Annotated in this window: 14 protein-coding genes; 6 read left to right on the forward strand and 8 right to left on the reverse strand. The window is 69.5% G+C overall.

Going from position 1 to position 15,132, the window contains the following annotated elements:
* Window positions 1-3: 3 nt before the first annotated feature.
* Both pcaB and ASC98_RS28425 read left to right on the forward strand, forming a co-directional pair.
* Window positions 4-1,416: a 3-carboxy-cis,cis-muconate cycloisomerase gene (gene pcaB / locus ASC98_RS28420; protein ID WP_056805552.1), complete on the forward strand. Its 1,413-nt coding sequence runs from the start codon at window positions 4-6 to the stop codon at window positions 1,414-1,416.
* A gap of 23 nt (window positions 1,417-1,439) precedes the next feature.
* On the forward strand, window positions 1,440-2,648 hold the full coding sequence (locus tag ASC98_RS28425; protein ID WP_056805555.1) for an alpha/beta fold hydrolase: 1,209 nt from the start codon (window positions 1,440-1,442) through the stop codon (window positions 2,646-2,648).
* Here the strand turns inward: ASC98_RS28425 and ASC98_RS28430 are convergent.
* Together ASC98_RS28430 and ASC98_RS28435 are read right to left on the reverse strand one after the other, a co-directional pair.
* A complete protein-coding gene (locus tag ASC98_RS28430) occupies window positions 2,632-4,167 on the reverse strand; it encodes a S41 family peptidase (RefSeq protein WP_082542113.1) in 1,536 nt (511 codons plus the stop codon). The genes ASC98_RS28425 and ASC98_RS28430 overlap by 17 nt on opposite strands.
* Before the next feature lie 31 nt (window positions 4,168-4,198).
* Window positions 4,199-4,966 carry an IclR family transcriptional regulator gene (locus ASC98_RS28435; protein WP_157598101.1) on the reverse strand — a complete coding sequence of 256 codons (768 nt, stop codon included), beginning with the start codon at window positions 4,964-4,966 and terminating at the stop codon, window positions 4,199-4,201.
* An 84-nt stretch (window positions 4,967-5,050) separates the two neighbouring features.
* Here ASC98_RS28435 and hmgA point away from each other — a divergent pair, with 84 nt between their 5' ends.
* From hmgA to ASC98_RS28450, 3 genes are all read left to right on the forward strand, one after another.
* Complete coding sequence (gene hmgA, locus ASC98_RS28440; RefSeq protein WP_056805564.1) at window positions 5,051-6,352, forward strand: homogentisate 1,2-dioxygenase; 1,302 nt, start codon at window positions 5,051-5,053, stop codon at window positions 6,350-6,352.
* Complete coding sequence (gene fahA / locus ASC98_RS28445) at window positions 6,349-7,677, forward strand: fumarylacetoacetase (protein ID WP_056805567.1); 1,329 nt, start codon at window positions 6,349-6,351, stop codon at window positions 7,675-7,677. The genes hmgA and fahA overlap by 4 nt, the downstream gene beginning before the upstream one ends.
* Window positions 7,678-7,773: 96 nt before the next feature.
* Entirely contained in the window at window positions 7,774-9,273 is a 1,500-nt protein-coding gene (locus tag ASC98_RS28450) for a Do family serine endopeptidase (RefSeq protein WP_056805570.1), read from the forward strand.
* Between the two features lie 191 nt (window positions 9,274-9,464).
* Here ASC98_RS28450 and ASC98_RS29940 read toward each other — a convergent pair whose 3' ends face one another.
* Both ASC98_RS29940 and ASC98_RS29945 read right to left on the reverse strand, forming a co-directional pair.
* Window positions 9,465-10,037 (reverse strand): ankyrin repeat domain-containing protein, encoded by a 573-nt coding sequence (locus ASC98_RS29940; RefSeq protein WP_082542112.1) that lies wholly within the window; start codon window positions 10,035-10,037, stop codon window positions 9,465-9,467.
* An 8-nt stretch (window positions 10,038-10,045) separates the two neighbouring features.
* Window positions 10,046-10,987, reverse strand: a complete 942-nt coding sequence (locus tag ASC98_RS29945) for an RHS repeat-associated core domain-containing protein (protein WP_082542111.1) — start codon at window positions 10,985-10,987, stop codon at window positions 10,046-10,048.
* A 326-nt stretch (window positions 10,988-11,313) separates the two neighbouring features.
* Here ASC98_RS29945 and ASC98_RS28460 point away from each other — a divergent pair, with 326 nt between their 5' ends.
* Window positions 11,314-11,760: a hypothetical protein gene (locus tag ASC98_RS28460; protein WP_056805576.1), complete on the forward strand. Its 447-nt coding sequence runs from the start codon at window positions 11,314-11,316 to the stop codon at window positions 11,758-11,760.
* A gap of 12 nt (window positions 11,761-11,772) precedes the next feature.
* Here ASC98_RS28460 and ASC98_RS28465 read toward each other — a convergent pair whose 3' ends face one another.
* From ASC98_RS28465 to kynB, 4 genes are read right to left on the reverse strand one after another with little or no spacing between them, the layout of a single operon-like run.
* Window positions 11,773-12,228, reverse strand: a complete 456-nt coding sequence (locus tag ASC98_RS28465; RefSeq protein WP_056805950.1) for a VOC family protein — start codon at window positions 12,226-12,228, stop codon at window positions 11,773-11,775.
* Between the two features lie 20 nt (window positions 12,229-12,248).
* Window positions 12,249-13,127 carry a tryptophan 2,3-dioxygenase gene (gene kynA, locus ASC98_RS28470; protein ID WP_056805579.1) on the reverse strand — a complete coding sequence of 293 codons (879 nt, stop codon included), beginning with the start codon at window positions 13,125-13,127 and terminating at the stop codon, window positions 12,249-12,251.
* Complete coding sequence (kynU, locus tag ASC98_RS28475) at window positions 13,124-14,410, reverse strand: kynureninase (RefSeq protein WP_056805582.1); 1,287 nt, start codon at window positions 14,408-14,410, stop codon at window positions 13,124-13,126. Before kynU ends, kynA begins: the two co-directional genes overlap by 4 nt.
* Window positions 14,411-14,421: 11 nt before the next feature.
* Window positions 14,422-15,045 carry an arylformamidase gene (gene kynB, locus ASC98_RS28480; protein WP_056805586.1) on the reverse strand — a complete coding sequence of 208 codons (624 nt, stop codon included), beginning with the start codon at window positions 15,043-15,045 and terminating at the stop codon, window positions 14,422-14,424.
* Between the last annotated feature and the right edge of the window lie 87 nt (window positions 15,046-15,132).

Raw genomic sequence — 15,132 nt, forward strand, 5'->3', positions numbered from 1 at the left:
GCGATGTCGACGGGGCCATCGGTTTTCGAGCGCTTCCTGTCGACGCCCGAGATGTCGGCGGTGTTCTCGCCGCCCTCGGTGCTGCAGGCCATGCTCGACTTCGAGGCGGCGCTGGCGCGTGCCCAGGCCGCCGAAGGCCTGGTGCCGGCCGCGGCCGCGCAGGCCATCGCCGGCGTCTGCAAGGCCGAGCTGTACGACCTGGATGCCCTGGTCGATGCGAGCGGCCGCGCCGGCAGCCTCGCGATCCCGCTGGTCAAGGCGCTGACGCAGGCGGTCGGCCTGTTCGATGCCGACGCCGCCGGCTTCGTTCACTGGGGCAGCACCAGCCAGGACGTCATCGACACCGGCATGGCGCTGACGGCGCGCCGTGCGCTGGCGCTGGTCGACCGCGACCTGGGCGCGCTCGCCGCCGCGCTGCTGGCGCTGGCGCGGCAACACCGCGGCGTGCCGGTGCTGGCGCGCACGCTGATGCAGCCGGCGCAGGTGGTCAGCGTCGATTTCAAGCTGGTGGCCTGGATCGCACCGCTGCTGCGCTGCCGGCAGCGGCTGCGCGACGCGGGGCTGCAGGCGCTGCAGCTGCAGCTGGGCGGTGCGGTCGGCACGCTGTCGGCGATGGGCGAGCGAGGCCCGGCCGTCGCCCGGCGCGTGGCCGACGAGCTCGGCCTGCGGCTGCCGCCCGGCCCGTGGCACACGCAGCGCGACGAGCTGGCCTCGCTGGCCGGCGAGCTCGGCGTGCTGGCCGGCGCGCTCGGCAAGATCGCGAAAGACATTTCACTGATGGCGCAGGGCGAACTCGGCGAGCTGGCCGAGCCGTCGGGTGCCGGCCGCGGCGGCTCGTCGACGATGCCGCACAAGCGCAACCCGGTGGCTGCGATGACGGCGCTGGCCGGGGCGCTGCGCACGCCGCACCGCGTGGCCGCGCTGCTGGCCGCGATGGTGCAGGAGCATGAGCGCGGCCTCGGCAACTGGCAGGCCGAGCTGGCCGAAACCGCGGGGCTCTACCTCGGCGTGCATGGCGCGCTGAAGGCGCTGGCCGATGCCGCGCCGGGCCTGCAGGTCGATGCCGTGAGGATGCGCCACCACATCGATGCGCAGCACGGGCTGGTGTTCGCCGAAGCGGTCGCGATGCAGCTGGCGCTGCAACTGGGCAAGGCGCGCGCGCATGCGCTGCTCGAGGCGTGGTCGCACGAGGCGGTGGCCGGCGCGCGGTCGCTGCGCGAGGTGCTGCTGCAGGCGCTGGCCCGGGACGACGCGTTGCGCTCGCAGCTCGACGCCGGGCAGGTCGACGCGCTGTTCGATGCCGACCTCGCCGCGGCGCACGCGAGCCGCGTGGCCGACCCGCAGCTCGCGCTGTGGCAGCAGCGCGCCGATGCACTGGCCGCCGACGCGCCGTGGTCGGCCTGGTTGCCGCATTGAATCCATTCTCGAAAGGGGCCGTCATGGCGGAGCAACAGGATGATTTCGACCGCGGCCTGAAGAACCGCCGCGCGGTGCTGGGCGATGCGTGGGTCGACCAGTCGCTCGACGGCACGTCGGCCTTCAACGCCGATTTCCAGTCGCTGATCACGCGCTACGCGTGGCACGACATCTGGGGCCGCCCGGGGCTCGACACCACGACGCGCCGGCTGCTGGTGCTGGGCATGACGATGGGCCTCGCGCGCTGGGAGGAATTCGAGTTGCATTGCCGCGCCGCGGTGCGCGGCGGCGTGCCGGTCGAGCAGATCCGCGAAACCCTGATGCAGGGCGCGATCTACTGCGGCGTGCCGGCCGCCAACACCGCGTTCAAGCTGACCACGCAGATCCTGCGCGACGAAGGCCTGCTGCCGCCGCCGGCACCGCTGTCGGCCGGCGTGCGCGCGTCGAGCCACCACACCTTCAGCCGGCCGCAGCTGAAGGTCGCGCTGCAGGGCCGGGGGTCGCCGGTGCTGCTGAGCCATGCGCTCGGCCTCGACCTGGGCATGTGGGACACGCTCGCCGCCACGCTCGCGCCACGCCACGAGGTGCTGCGCTACGACCACCGCGGCCACGGCGGCTCGGCGGTGCCGGCGGGGCCCTACCGCATGGACGAGCTGGTCGACGACGCGGCCCGCGTGATCCGCGAATGGGGCGTCGGGCCGGTGATCTGGGTCGGGCTGTCGCTCGGCGGCATGGTCGGCCAGGGCCTCGCGATCCGCCATCCGGACCTGGTGCGCTCGCTGGTGCTGGCCAACACCACCGCGCGCTACCCCGAGGCGGCGCAGGCCGCCTGGGCGCAGCGCATCGCGGCCGTCGAACAGGGCGGGCTGGCGGCGATTGCCGACATGGTGATGGAGCGCTACTTCCACGCCGGCTTCCGCAGCGGGCAGCCGCAGGCGCTGGCGGCATTTCGCGCCGCGCTGCTGCGAACCTCGGCCGCCGGCTATGCCGCGACCTGCCACGCGGTGCGCGACGTGGACTGGCTCGACCGGCTGCCGCAGGTGCGCTGCCCAACGCTGGTGATCGCCGGCGAGCTGGACGTGGGTGCGCCGGTCGCGATGTCGCAGGCGATCGCCGAACGCATTGCCGGCGCGCGGCTCGAGGTGCTGGCCGAGGCCTCGCACCTCAGCGTCGTCGAGCAGCCGGAGCGGTTCGCGGCGCTCGTCGAGGGTTTCGTCAGCGCGACGGCGTGAGGAAGCGGTTGCTGAGCAGCGGCCGGCCGCGCAGCGGGGCGCCGCGGCCCGCCAGGACGCCCAGTGCCTGCGGAGATTCCTGCGAGGCGGCCACCGGGCAGGTGCCGTTCGCGCGGTAGCCGAGCGCGGCCTTCAGCATGCCCTCGTTCGCACTGCCGAGCGGCTGCGTGAAGTCGTCTGCAGCGGTGCAGCCGGCGATGCCGGTCGCGCCGGCGCCGTTCGGCGTGAAGCCGTCGGCATAGTCGCCGAAGCCTTTCGCGTTGACGCCCTTGAACTCGATCGGGAAGTACGAGATGCCGCAGTTGTCCTGCGCCGCGAAGCCGTAGGGCTTGCCGCAGGACGTGCTGCCGATCTGCCGCACGTCGACATCGACGCCGCGCAGGCCGTTGATCACCGATTCGCTGGCCGAGCAGGTCTCGCTGGTGGTCAGCACGTAGACGCGCGCCAGGTCGAGCGTCGGCAGCGCTGCGTTGGTGGTGCTGGTGGCCTCGAACGGGTAGGGCGCCCGGGCGTTGTCCGACGTGCGCTTCGCGTTGTAGTTGAGCTTCTCGAAGGTCTTGCCGCTGGTGCGCGCCGGGCCGGCGATCATGTAGGCCAGCTCGCTTGCGATGTAGAGGTAGCCGCCGCCGTTGTAGCGCAGGTCGAGCACCAGGTCGGTCGCGCCCTGCGCCTTCAGCGCCGCGAACGCTTCGATCAGCTGCGCCTCGGCCGGCGCCACGTGCGACGTGAACACGATGTTGCCGACCTTGCCGGCACCGGTGTCGATCACGCTGTAGTTCAGCACCGGCTTCGTCGTGATGGCGGCCGTCGTCATCGAGACGGTGACCTGGCCGACGCCTGCGCGGCTGAAGACGTAGCTGTGCGTGCCACCGGTGTTGCCCGGAAACAGCGCGGCATTGAGCACGCCGACGCCGGCCGCGGTTTCGTCGTCGGCCGACACGCCGTCGACGGTCACCAGCGTGTCGCCGCGCAGCACGCCCTTGGTGGCGGCCTCGGTGCCCGGCGTCACGTACGACACGCGCAGCCCGCGCGGCGCGCGCGACGACAGCATGCGCCAGTTGACACCGGTGCCGGCTTCGACGCCGGAGTCGAACAGCGCGGTGGAGGTGTCGGTCGGGATCAGGAAGCTGAACCGGTCCTTGCGCGCACCGCTGGCGGTGACGCTGGGCGTCTTCAGCGCTTCGAAATAGTTGTCGAGCGAGCCGTAGACGTCGGCGGTGTTGCTGAACTGCGCTGCGTTCGAAGCAATGTTCGGGATCTCGTCGTACCAGAGGTAGGCGTCGCCGAGGTAGGCGCGCATCCACAGTTTTTCGGTATCGAGGCTGCCGGTGCGGTTCGCCGCCGACGCGTCGGAGTTGGTCGGCGCGCACTGCTGGGCGTACTGCGATGCCGACGCGAGGCGGTTGCCGGATTCGTCGGAGCTGCCGCCGCACGCGGTGAGGGTGGCCGCTGCGACGAGCAGGCTGACCCAGGATGCGCGCACGCGTGCGCCGGATTGCCGTTGGCGTTGAACTCCCATCCCTCGCTCCGATTGATTTGTCAGCCGGCGACTATACCGGTGCCCCGAGCTGGCGCGACACCTGCGCGGCGCAGGCCTTCAGCGCGCGGGCGAGCGGGCCGTCGGGCCGGGTGTCGAAGGTGGCGTTCGGGCCGATCGCGGCCAGGCTCAGCACCAGGTCGCCGTGCAGGTCGAACACCGGCGCCGCCATCGCGCTGACGCCGGGCACCGCGCCGTCGACGACGCGGCTCAGGCCGTCGCTGCGGATGGTGGCCAGCTGCGCGCTGAAGGCGGCGTCCAGCGTGCGCCGGCCGCCGTGCGGTTCCTGCGCCAGCACCTCGCGCAGCCGCGCCGGCGGCAGGTGGGCGGCGAACAGCAGGCCCGACGCGGTGCCGCGCATCGACATCACGGTGCCGTGGCGCATGTTGACGTGCACCGCGGACGGCGCTTCCTCGACGCGCACGATGGTCGGCCCGCGGTTGCCCCACACCGCGATCGCGACGGTGTGGCCGACCTGCGCGGCCAGTGCCGGCAGCAGCGGCGTGGCCAGGCGCAGCGGGTCGAACTGCTGCAGGCTGATCAGCCCGAGCTCCATCGCGAGCGGGCCCAGGCCGTAGCGGCCCGACGCGGCGTCCTGCGCGATCAGCCCGAGCTTGCCGAAGCTGACGAGGTAGGGGTGCGCCTTCGCCGGCGCCATGCCGGCCTCGCGCGCCAGGTCCTTCAGCGCCATCGGCCGGCCGTGGTGGGCGAGCGCACGCAGCAGCTGGCCGCCGACCTCGATGCTCTGGATGCCACGGGGGGTGTTGGGGGTTTCGGGCATCGGGCTGAATTTGGATATGTAGAATGAATTAGACAGTAACGAATATGCCGGCGAAGATCAAGCCGCGATTCAAGGAGACACCCGATGGCATCCCCCGACCCCCTGCGCTACCAGAGCGGCTTCGGCAACCAGTTCGCGAGCGAGGCGGTGCCCGGCGTGCTGCCCGCGGGCCGCAACAGCCCGCAGAAGGCGGCGCACGGCCTGTATGCCGAGCTGCTGAGCGGCTCGGCGTTCACCGCGCCGCGCGCCGAGAACCGCCGCACCTGGATGTACCGCCGCCAGCCATCGGTGGTGGTCGGCGGCTACGCGCCGCATGCGCAGCCGTGGTGGAAGAGCGGCGCCGCCGAGGGGGTCGATGCGCCGCCCGATCCGCTGCGCTGGTCGCCGACGCCGGTGCCCGACGCGGCCGCCGAGCCGCTGGATTTCGTCGACGGGCTGCGCAGCATCGTCGTCAACGGCGACGTCGATGCGCAGACCGGCATGGCCGCGCACATCGCGTTCGTCAACCGCTCGATGACGCAGCGCGCCTTCGTTAACGCCGATGGCGAGATGCTGCTGGTGCCGCAACAGGGCGCGTTGAGGATCACGACCGAACTCGGCGTGCTGCAGGTGGCGCCCGGCGAGATCGCGCTGCTGCCGCGTGGCATGGCCTTCAAGGTGGCGGTCGACGGGCCGTCGCGGGTGTATGTGTGCGAGAACCACGGCGCGCACTTCCGGCTGCCGGAGCTCGGGCCGATCGGCAGCAACGGCCTCGCGAACCCGCGCGATTTCCTCGCGCCGGCCGCGGCCTTCGAGCAGGACGCGGCGCCGCACGAGCTGATCAAGAAATATGGCGGCCGGCTGTGGGCGGCGCGCTGCACGGCGTCGCCGTTCAACGTGGTCGGCTGGCACGGCAACCTGGTGCCGCTGAAGTACGACACCGCCCATTTCATGACGATCGGCTCGATCAGCTTCGACCACCCGGACCCGTCGATCTTCACGGTGCTGACCTCGCCGAGCGACACGCCGGGCACGGCCAACTGCGACTTCGTGATCTTCCCGCCACGCTGGCTGGTGGCCGAGGACACCTTCCGCCCGCCCTGGTACCACCGCAACCTGATGAGCGAGTTCATGGGGCTGGTGCACGGCCAGTACGACGCCAAGCCTGAAGGCTTCCGGCCCGGCGGCGCGAGCCTGCACAACTGCATGGTGCCGCACGGCCCGGATGCCGATGCGTTCGAACGCGCATCGAACGCGCCGCTCGCGCCGCACAAGCTCGACAACACGCTGGCCTTCATGTTCGAGAGCCGCTACCGCTTCCGTCCGACCGAGTGGGCGATGAACGGCGGCGCGCTCGATGCCGCCTATGCGGACTGCTGGCGCAACCTGAAGGACGGCTTCCAATGAGCGGCCTCGACACCGACGGCCTCGATGCCACGCACGACGCAGCGCTGCGCAGCTGGGTGGCGTCGGCCAACGACCCGCTGGGCGATTTTCCGCTGCAGAACCTGCCGCTCGGTCGCTTCCGGCGTCGCGGCAGCGACGAGCCGCTGCGTGCCGGCATCGCGATCGGCGAGGCGGTGCTCGACCTGCGGCTCGCGCGCGAGGCCGGGCCGTGGTCGCCGCAGGTGGCGCCGCTGCTCGAGCCGCTCGCGCGCGGCGAGCTGAACGCGTTCATCGCGCTCGGCGCCGAGGCGCGCCGCACGCTGCGCAGCGCGCTGTCGCTGGCCTTGCGCGAAGGCGCCGACAGCGAGCGGTGGCTGCAGCCGTGCCTGGTGCCGCAGGCGCAGGCCGAGATGGCGCTGCCGTGCGAGGTTGGCGACTACACCGATTTCTTCACCGGCATCCACCATGCGACGGCGGTCGGCAAGCTGTTCCGGCCCGACCAGCCGCTGCTGCCGAACTACGAGTGGGTGCCGATCGGCTACCACGGCCGCAGTTCGTCGCTGCAGGTCAGCGGGCAGGACTTCCATCGGCCGCGCGGGCAGTACAAGGCCGACGCCGCGGTCCCGGTGTTCGGACCGTGCCAGCGGCTGGATTACGAGTTGGAACTCGGCGCGATCGTCGGCCCGGGCAATGCACCGGGCGAGCCGATCCCGATGGCGCAGGCCGAACAGCACCTGGCCGGGCTGGTGCTGCTGAACGACTGGTCGGCGCGCGACGTGCAGGCCTGGGAGTACCAGCCGCTCGGGCCTTTCCTCGCGAAGAACTTCGCGACCACGCTGTCGCCGTGGATCGTCACGATGGAGGCGCTGCAGCCGTTCCGCCGGCCATTCGAGCGCGCCGCCGACCGGCCGCAGCCGCTGCCCCACCTCGACGGCGAAGCCAACCGCGCGCAGGGCGCGATCGACATCGCGCTCGAGGTGTGGCTGCAGACGCCGGCGATGCGCGAGCGCGGCGATGCCGCGGTGCGGCTGATGCAGTCGAACTTCCGCGACGCGTACTGGACGCTCGCGCAGCTGGTGGCGCACCACAGCAGCAACGGCTGCAACCTGCGGCCCGGCGACCTGCTGGGCAGCGGCACGCAATCGGGCCCGTTGCCGGCGCAGGGCGGTTCGCTGCTGGAGCTGACGCAAGGCGGCAAGGTGCCGATCACTCTACCGAATGGCGAGACGCGGCGCTTCCTGCAGGATGGCGACAGCGTCGGGCTGCGGGCGTTCTGCGAGCGCGACGGGCAGCGGCGCATCGGGTTCGGGGACTGTGTCGCGACGGTGCTGGCGCCGCGGTCTTAATCCTCGCCTCACCATTCCCTAATCGAGTTCTAACCGCCCACCCTTATCTTTCGTCTCATGCGGAATCCCCCGCGACGCTTGTCCCCAGGAGATCACATGAAGATGAAGTCGTTGACCGCTGCGCTCGCTGCAGCCGGCGTGCTGGCCGCCGGATCGGCCGGCGCCTTCAGCCTGACGCCCGAGTGGCTGAAGAGCAAATCCGACGCGAAGCCGGTGGCCGTCACCAGCACCGCGCCGGCCCCGGTGCCGATGCTGCCGGCCGCCGGGCAGGTGCCCAACTACCGCGCGATCGTCGCGACGTCCGGCCCGGCCGTGGTCGGCGTCACCGTGGCCGGCCTGCACAAGGCCTCGGCCGAAGAGCAACAGCAGCAGGGCCTGCCGCCCGGCGCCGAGAACGATCCGTTCTTCCAGTTCTTCCGCGGCCTGCCGGGCTTCCAGCAGCGCGGCCAGCGCGGCAACCCGTCGGTGCCGTTCCGCGGCCAGGGGTCGGGCTTCATCATCAGCGCCGACGGCCTGATCCTGACCAACGCCCACGTGGTGCGCGAGGCGAAGGAAGTGACCGTCAAGCTCAGCGACCGCCGCGAGTTCTCGGCCAAGGTGCTGGGCTCCGATGCGGCCACCGACATCGCGGTGCTGCGCATCCAGGCCAAGGACCTGCCGATCGTGCGCCTGGGCGATCCGCAGAACATCGAGGTCGGCGACCCGGTGCTGGCGATCGGCGCGCCGTACGGCTTCGAGCAGACCGCGACCACCGGCATCATCAGCGCGAAGGGCCGCTCGCTGCCCGGCGACGCTGTCGTGCCGTTCATCCAGACCGATGCGGCGGTGAACCCCGGCAACTCCGGCGGCCCGCTGTTCGACGGCAGCGGCGCGGTGATCGGCATCAATGCGCAGATCTACTCGCAGACCGGCGGCTTCCAGGGCCTGAGCTTCGCGATCCCGATCAACGTCGCGCTGAAGGTGAAGGACCAGATCGTCGCGACCGGCCGCGCGACGCACGGCCGCCTGGGCGTCGCGGTGCAGGACGTGAACCAGAGCCTGGCCGAATCCTTCGGCATGAAGCGCCCCGATGGCGCGCTGGTCGCGAAGGTCAGCAAGGACAGCGCCGCCGAGAAGGCCGGCCTGAAGCCGGGCGACGTGATCACCGCGGTGAACGGCGACCCGATCGTGCGCTCGGGTGCGTTGTCGAGCCGCATCGGATTGGCGGCGCCCGGCGACAAGGTGAAGCTGAGCGTGTGGCGCGACCGGGCCGAGCGCTCGATCGACGTGAAGCTGGGCGGTGCTGATCCGGACGAGGATGTGGCGTCGGCCAACGGCGGCGATTCGCAGGGCGTGCAGCTGGGCCTGTCGCTGCGCCAGCTGACGCGCGAGGAAAAGCGCCAGAGCAAGCTGGAGCAGGGCCTGGTGGTCGAGAACGCCGATGGTCCGGCCGCACGCGCCGGCATCGAGGCGGGTGACGTGCTGCTGGCGATCAACGGCAAGCCGGTCACGTCGATCGAGCAGGTGCGGGCCGTGATGGCCGGCAAGCCGAAGAGCGTGGCGCTGCTGGTCGAGCGCGACGGCGAGCGGATCTTCGTGCCGGTGAACCTGGGCTGACCGGTTCGCGCAACTCGCAAAAGCCGACCTTCGGGTCGGCTTTTTCAGTTCCATGACTCTGCAGCCCGTCGATCGCCCTGGGGGTTGGTGAGGTAGCCGTGCCGCTTCTGCAACTCGGCGATCTCATCGGCGATCAGTTCGATGGGCACCGGATCAGTTCGCAGTCGGGACGACTGAACGATGTGTCGTCGTCAGCGAGATCCCAGCGTGCGAGAAGCAGCAACCCGGACTCGCTCGCGGATGACTGCATCGGGGTAGCTCGCCGCATCGACCACCTGCAACGCCCTGGCCGTGGGAACGGCGCCAGCATCAAGCAGTCGGGCTACTGCCACCTCGTTCTTCATCTCCGTCGCGAACTGGAGCGCTGTCTCACCCGAGGGAGTGCTGTAGTTCGGCGAAAGACCTTGTTGAAGCAGGTAACTCAGGGCCTCTTCAGAAGAGCCCTTTGGCGATGCCGTCACCAGCATCAAGAGGTCGGCCCCTGAAGGGCGATGCTTGGCATTCACGTTCGCTCCCCTTGAGACGAGATAGCGCATTGCGTCTGCGTGGCCGCCGATGGCTGCCAGCATCAACGGTGTGTAGCCGGAAGCGTCTACCGCATCGACCTCTTGTGATGTCGAAAGTTGCTTGAGTATCTCGACCTGGCCTGCTGCCGCGGCCAGGAAGATGCTTGTGCTGGCTGTAACGGGCTCCTGCCTGCCGCAGCTCGAAAGCAACGGAACTGCAGCCAGAACCACGGCACACCAACGATTCAACACAGACATCCTCCGAGCTATTTGGTGCAAGCACAGCGATAGAAGATCACTTGATCGCGCTCATGCGGTCGAAAGCCCCAAGGCGATCGATCGACATCGTTGGTGTACGAACTTTGCGAGACCGTCTCATTGGAACTCACGACGATGCCTACATGGCCACTGTAGCCTTGGCCTCCGAGCATGCGTTGAACCGCGATGTCGCCACGCTGAACGAAGGATCGTGGCACTCGCTCATAACCTGGAACAACACCGTTCCACCAATCTTGCGCCAGCCATGGATTTCCATTGGAGGCCAGTCCAGGACCTGCTCCAGAGCGATTCAACATGTCGTCCACGAAGATGTTGCACTTGAACCGACCGATGAAATTCCAGGCCGGGTTCGCACGAAATTTCCCCCAGTTCGGACTCCTGATGTTGGCCTCCGCTTGACGGGCAACCTCGTCTCTCCGCTTGTTGAAAGCAAAGAACGGATGGTTCTCCCAAGGCTGGTCGCGGTACCAGGGGTCAAGTCCGTCCGGATCGACGAGGGCCAGCGGGTTGCCTTCCACGTAGCTGTATGCCGAGAAGCTTCCGCCAGCCAGCCCGATCGGGTCTGCCTGCACATAGCTGCCTTTCGAGGTGTCGTAGCTGCGGAAATGGTTGTACCAAGGTCCACTCTCCACACCCGCATACTGCCCCGGGAATCGCAGGTCCTGTATGAAGGTTCCGAGGCCGTCGGGATTCATCTCCGGTGCCGTCGTGCCGAACGGCGCGGTCGGCCAGCGCCAGCGCTGTGCGCCATTCTGATCAACGGCGATGCGCGGTGCGCTCAGGTGATCCGGTTTGCCGGTCTGGTCGTATTCGTCCAGCAGTTGGCCGTCCGACACCAGCGGAGGTGGTATGTCGGCGCGGCAAGGGGCCGTGGGCAGAAGCAGGCAGGTCGCAACAGCAATGACCCCTGCATGGGTCGTCTTCTTCATCGGGTGGATCGCGTGTGGGGTGGTGGATCAGGCCGCGCCATCCACCCTCTCTACGACCAAGGACGACTGCTTTGACGACGCGGCCGGCGGATTACACGTGAAGCAGATCGACGTGCCAAGAGGGTCGGCCGCAGATCACGATTTCAAGTACATCTGTATCGACGACGCGGCCACTGGATGGCCAGTGCGGTCCTACACCTCACGGCCTCTGGACTGACACGCCCGTGCTCCACTGCCCGTCCCACAGCATCGGCCTCGTCCCAGGCACGCGACGCATCTCGTGCAGTCCAATGAAGTTCACTTTCACGACAAGAAAGGACTCCACCATGAACAGCCACAAGTCTCTGCTCGCCCCGCTCGCCGCCGCCCTCGCCATCGCGTCCGGCACCGCCGCCTGGGCCCAGGACGACCGCGCCCCATTGCCTGCTGCCAAGCAGGCCGGCGACATCACCTACGTGACCGGCGGCGTGGCCTATGAAGAGGTGCCGGCGTTCAAGGACGCCAAGCGCGACTACCCGCTCGCGATCGAGATCTACGAGAAGGCCGGCTCGAAGAACCAGTTCACCGCCGACACGCAGGTCAAGCTGATGGACAGGGAAGGCGACGTCGTGTTCGACGCGCAGGCCGACGGCCCCTACATGCTGGTGAAGGCGCCGCCGGGGCAGTACAAGATGGAAGCCACGCTGAACGGCAAGACCGTCACGAAACAGGTCACCGTGAATGCGCGCGGCACCGCCAACCCGGTGGTGGTGTTCCCACAGGGCACCGACTGACCCCCGTGCCGCTCACTGCGCCGACGGATCCGTCATCAGCGCGGTGTAGCGGCGCTGCATTTCCTCGTGCGTGAGCTGCTCGATGCTGTGCCCGATCAGCCACTCGTGGCCGAACGGGTCACGCAGCTTGCAGCTGCGTTCGCCATAGAACTGGTCGGTCGGCGGCATCAGCACGGTGGCGCCGGCCGCCACCGCCTGGGCGAGCACGACGTCGGCGTTGTCGACGTGCAGGTGGACGCTGGCATAGCTGGTGCTGCCGCCGACCGGCGGTGCCTCGATGCCGTATTCGGGAAACGCGTCCGACAGCATCAGCACCGAAGGACCGAGTTGCATCTCGGCGTGGCCGATGCGCCCCGAGGGTTCCGTCAACCGAAACACTTCCTTCGCGCCGAAGGCCTGCGCGTAGAACGTCATCGCGGCGGCGGTGTCGCGCACGCGCAGGTAGGCAAAGACTTCATGGATCATGATGGGGTCTCCTCGGCATCGGGCTACAGATTCGTGCGCAACCGCCAGATCTCGGGGAACAGCACCACGTCGAGCATCTTGCGCAGGTAGCCGACGCCGCTGGTGCCGCCGGTGCCGCGCTTGAAGCCGATCACCCGCTCCACCGTCGTCACATGGCGGAAGCGCCACAGCCGGAACGCATCCTCCAGGTCGGTCAGTTCCTCGCCGAGCTGGTACAGGTCCCAATGCTGCTGCGGCGCCCGGTAGGCCACCAGCCAGGCCTGCTCGACACCGTCGTCGGCCACGTAGGGCTGCGACCAGTCGCGCTCCACATGCGAGGCCGGCACCGGCAAGCCGCGCCGCGCCAGCAGCCGCAGCGCCTCGTCGTACAGCGACGGCGCGCGGTACGCCGCCTCGACGCGCACCAGCACCTCCGGCGTGTGCGCATGCGGCTTCAGCATCGCGGCGTTCTTGTTGCCCAGCATGAACTCGATGCAGCGGTACTGCCAGCTCTGGAAGCCGCTGCTGTTGCTCAGGTAGGGCCGGATCGCCGAGTACTCCGGCGGCGTCATCGTCGCGAGCACGTCCCAGGCGTGCACCAGCTGCTCCATGATGCGGCTCACCCGCGCCAGCATCTTGAACGCGGTGCCGAGGTCGTCGTTCGCGACGCGCTGCACCGCGGCCCCCAGTTCGTGCAGCATCAGCTTCATCCACAGCTCGCTGGTCTGGTGCTGCACGATGAACAGCATCTCGTTGTGCTCGGGCGACAGCGGGTGCTGCGCGTTCAAGACCTCGTCGAGGTGCAGGTAGTCGCCATAACTCATGTCGCGCGAGAAATCGAGCTGCGCCCCTTCCTCGCGGACGATGCGCTCGCCGGCGCCGCCATCGGTCGAGTCGCCGGAGTCGTGGTGCGGACAGCTCATGTCACCGCCGCGCGCTGGTTGAAGCGCGCCTGTTGCCACTCACCCGTCTGCAGCACCTGCACCAGGTGTTCGACCGCGTCCCACACGTCGATGAACCGCGTGTACAGCGGCGTGAAGCCGAAGCGCAGGATGTCGGGCGCGCGGAAGTCGCCGATCACACCGCGCGCGATCAGCGCCTGCATGATCGCGTAGCCGCCGTCGGCGCGCGCGAAGCTCGCCTGGCTGCCGCGCTGTGCGGCATCGCGCGGTGTCTGCAGCGCGAGGCCGTGGCCGGCGCAGCGCGCCTCCACCAGCGCGATGAACAGCTCGCTCAGTGCGATCGACTTGCGGCGCAGCGCCGGCTGGCCGCCGTGCGCCTCGGCCGCGAGCATCGTGTCGACGCCGCATTCCAGCGCGGCCAGCGACAGCACCGGCGGCGTGCCGCAGATGAACCGGTGGATGCCGGCCGCCGGGTGGTAGTCGGGCGTGAACATGAACGGCGCCGCATGGCCGAGCCAGCCCGACAGCGGCTGCCACAGCTGCTCGGCGTCCATGCGGGCGGCGATCATCGGGTGCATCCAGACGAAGGCCGGCGCTCCCGGGCCGCCGTTCAGGTACTTGTAGCCGCAGCCGACCGCAAAGTCGGCCGCGCCGGCGCGCGGACCGCTGCCCTTCAGGTTCACCGGCACCGCGCCGGCCGAATGCGCCAGGTCCCAGACCACCAGCGCGCCGGCGGCATGCACCGCGAGGTTGGTCTCTTCCATGCGATGCATGCGGCCGGTGCGGTAGTTCACATGCGTCAGCATCAGCACCGCGAGGCGGTCGTCGATCAGCGCCGGGATGTCGTCGGCGTCGGCCAGCACCAGCTCGAAGCCGCGCTGCCGCGCCAGGCTTTCGGCGATGTACAGGTCGGTCGGGAAGTTGAAGCGCTCCGAGACGATGCGCTTGCGCCCCGGCGTGTCGCGCTGCGCCAGGTCGAGTGCGGCCGACAGCGCCTTGAACAGGTTCACCGAGGTCGAGTCGGCGACGATCAGCTCGCCAGGCCCGGCGCCCAGCAGCAACGCGATCTTGTCGCCGATGCGCTGCGGCAGGTCGATCCAGCCGGCGGTGTTCCAGCTCTTGATCAGGTCGCGGCCCCATTCGGCGGCGGCCACCTGCTGCACGCGTGCCGCGGTGGCGCGCGGCAACGCGCCGAGCGAATTGCCGTCGAGGTAGATCGTGCCGTCGGGCAGGTCGAACAGCTCGCGCAGCGGTGCGAGTTCGTCGCGGGCGTCGAGCCCGAGGCAATCTTGTCGTGTCGTCATCGAAGGGTCTTTCAGAGTTCGCGCAGCACCGCGCGGACGGGAGAAGCACAGGCCAGCATCAGCTTCAGCGGCAGAGCGATCAGCTCGTAGTCGCCGGCCGGCACGTCGTCGAGCACCAGGTTCTCGAGCACGCGCAGGTCGAGCGCCAGCAGCTGGTGGTGGCTGTCCAGCGTCTTGCTGTCGGCCGGGTCGACCGACTGGCTGTCGATGCCCACCAGCCGCACGCCGCGGTCGGCCAGCCAGCCGATGGTCTCGGGCGCGAACGAGGTGAACTCCGGCGACCAGGCGGTCGGCGCCTTCAGCACGCTGCGCACCAGCACGCGCGGCGGCAGGTCGGCAGAGAACGGGGCCAGGTGTTCCGGCCGCACCAGCGCGCCGATGCCGATCGCGTGGATCACGCGGCAGCGGCCCAGGTACGGCGCCAGGTCGACCGCGCCGATCGCCGGCGCGCCGTCGCCGTAGTGCAGCGGCGCATCGGCATGCGCGCCGATGTGCGGCGACATCGTGATCGCGCTCAGGTTGACCGGACAGCCCGGGCCGATGCGCGCGGTCCAGGCCTGCGAATACGCCTCGTCGCCGGGGAACAGCGGCGAGTCGGGCGCGATGGGGGGGGAGATGTCCCAGAGCTTTTTCACGGCCGGAACAGTAGCACCGCCGCCGGCCCCGTGGTGTCGGTAATTTCAGACAGCCCGTCACTGCCCGCAGATACTTGACACCTGAAA

This window comes from Rhizobacter sp. Root1238, from assembly GCF_001425825.1.
Classification (GTDB): domain Bacteria; phylum Pseudomonadota; class Gammaproteobacteria; order Burkholderiales; family Burkholderiaceae_C; genus Rhizobacter.